This is a genomic window from Vibrio ichthyoenteri ATCC 700023 (genome assembly GCF_000222605.1).
Classification (GTDB): domain Bacteria; phylum Pseudomonadota; class Gammaproteobacteria; order Enterobacterales; family Vibrionaceae; genus Vibrio; species Vibrio ichthyoenteri.
In genome coordinates, this window is record NZ_AFWF01000271.1 from 1 (window position 1) to 2,776 (window position 2,776).

At 38.7% G+C, this 2,776-nt stretch carries 2 protein-coding genes; both read right to left on the minus strand.

Going from position 1 to position 2,776, the window contains the following annotated elements; translation table 11 throughout:
* On the minus strand, window positions 1-1,980 hold a 1,980-nt coding region (locus RH85_RS17980), incomplete at its 3' end, for a DEAD/DEAH box helicase family protein (RefSeq protein ID WP_006714139.1).
* Window positions 1,980-2,372: a (deoxy)nucleoside triphosphate pyrophosphohydrolase gene (locus RH85_RS17985; protein ID WP_006714140.1), complete on the minus strand. Its 393-nt coding sequence runs from the start codon at window positions 2,370-2,372 to the stop codon at window positions 1,980-1,982. The genes RH85_RS17985 and RH85_RS17980, both read right to left, overlap by 1 nt.
* Window positions 2,373-2,776: the final 404 nt, after the last annotated feature.

A 2,776-nucleotide genomic window follows, 5' to 3' on the forward strand; every position in this document is an offset into this window, starting at 1 on the left:
GTCTTGAAAAACACCGTACTCAACGTAACCAAACGGGTCACGGCTACCATAATGAACAAAATCCATCATCATAGGCATGTGACCAAGCTTAAATTTAAGCAAGTTATAGTCTTTTACTAAATCTCGTTTAGCTTTTAAGTTAGTTATATCAATAGACTGATAAATACGCTCTTTTGCTATCTTATCAAAGCTGATGGTAGAAGAGCCCGGGAGAAAACAATCATCCCCAGATACCAACCTGCGAAGTGTATCTTTGTTGTAAGAACGATCACCATATAGTGCAATTGGAACCATAAAGTTATTCTTGTAGTTACCAATAAAGTCGATAACGGTAAGGTACTCTTTATTGTCAGCTTTACGTAGTCCTCGACCAAGTTGTTGAACAAAAATAATCGATGACTCTGTTGGCCTTAACATCACAACTTGGTTTACTGCCGGGATATCAATGCCTTCATTAAAAATTCCGACAGAAAATATATAATCTAATTTACTAGTTTGATCTGATGACTCAAGTCTCTCTATTGCGTCATCTCTCGCTGTTTCGCTATCTGCCCCCGTCAAAGCCAAAGATCGATAACCATTATTATTAAACGCTTCAGCTAAAGCTCGACACTCATTCAGCTCTGAACAGAAAACTAACCCTCTCACTTCTCCATTATCAGAACCATAGCGGTCAATATAATGAAGAATGTGCTTAACTCGCTCTTCTTTAGTCAAAATGTTGATTGAAGACGTATCATCAATAACTTCACCATCAACGGTTAAGTCTGTGACGCCGTAATAGTGGAATGGAACCAAGATATCCATTTCTAATGCTTGTTGAAGCCGGATTTCATAGGCGATGTTATGATCGAATATTTTGAAAACGTCACTGTTATCGGTACGCTCTGGAGTTGCTGTCATCCCAAGTAAAAATGACGGGGTAAAGTGATCGAGAATTTTTTGATAAGAGTTTGCGCTTGCTCGATGAGTTTCATCAATTACAATGTAATCAAAACAATCTTTCGTGAACTTCTTAAGATGATCGTCTCTTGATAATGTTTGTACTGTAGCAAACACAAAATCGGCCTCTAACTCCGTGTTGGAACCACTATATAACCCAAACGAGACATTTCTAGGAAATAAGCTCTGAAAGGTCTGCATCGCTTTTTTAGCAATATTTGCGCGATGGACAACAAACAATAGACGCTTAGGTTTTACGTTAAGAGCATCAAAAGCCGAAAGGTAAGTTTTCCCGGTTCCTGTTGCGGAAATAAGCAATGCTTTACACTCTCCTCGAGAGCGCAAAGCATCAAGGCTTTTCAATGCCTCTAGCTGCATTTCGTTAGGCTTAATATCTTTAGCCTTTCCTTCGACACTTAAAGCCTTAACTTTACGTTCAAAGGCTTTTGCCTCTAGATAGATCGCATCATAAGACTGAATAAAAGAATTTGTGATAGGTGTTGCAACACTAAACTCATGCTGGAACTGTTCTAGCGCCTGAAGATAAATCGCCCCTTTATCTGTAGAGCTTACCTTTAAGTTCCACTCTTTATTCGACGTCACAGCATTAGCCGTTAAGTTACTGCTACCAATTACTAGCTGATGAATATCAGAATGGCTAAATAGATATCCTTTAGCGTGAAAATTAGAGTCCGTAGATATACGGGCCTCAATATTCTTGAATTTAAGCAGTTCCTTCAACGCTTCCGGCTGAGTAAAGTTAAGATATTGAGATACTAAGATCTTACCCTGAATACCTTTGTTCTCTAGCTCTAGAAGCTCTTGTTTAATACAAGCAAGACCACTGGTCGTAACGAAAGCGACCGAGAACCAAAAATGGTCACAGTAAGTGAGCTGTTTTCTAATTTCAGTTAATACTTTTCGTCCTTGCCCATCATTAAATAACAACTCTGGCTTCAGGGTTTGTTTAGATGCGTGACGATAGTCTACATACCCTGTAGTTAAAGCCTCAGATAGCTCACTTACTTCAAAAGTCATTACAGTCCCTTTAGCTTGTTTACGATTGGTACATCAGCAGCAGCCCAATCTAGGTGCGGTAACTCATCTTGGGATAACCACTTGGCATCAATATGTTCTGTAAGCACGATATCGCGCTTTTCCACTGGGCAAATATATGCGTGCATGGTGATGTGGAAATCTGGGTAAGTATGATCAACTGTCATGAAGTAATCAGCTGAGGAGATATCTAGATGCAACTCTTCTTGTAGTTCGCGCATGATAGCTTGCTCACCCGTTTCACCGGCTTCTACCTTTCCACCTGGGAATTCAAATTTATGGTGAATATAATCAAACTTCGCGGGGCCACGCTGAACGCACAGGGTTTTGCCATCATGCTGAATAATGGCGGCTACTACTTCAATGGTTTTCATTTAAAATCTACTTTTTTACAAATGAGTCTAATCACTACATTTTAAAGGATTTTCAACGATAAATCAGTGCGCAATAACAACGGAAGGGAACAGTGCTTTAACAAGTAACTTGATTGTGGTTAGGATTGTTCTCGCTGATGATAACCAGGTCAAGATGCCTATCACTACACCAAGTGATTCAAGCACAGTTGACCGAACAAGCATAGTTAGAGTAAGCACATTGAAGGTGCAAATCACAAGGGATATTTTAAGCTAGTCAATTATAGCGCAAAAATGAAATTGAACTATATTCACACACCCTTAGCAACCCCACTCATGCAAATTCTAGATAAAAATCATAATTAAATAACTAAATAACTAAATAACTAAATAACTAAATAACTAAATAACTAAATAACTAAGAA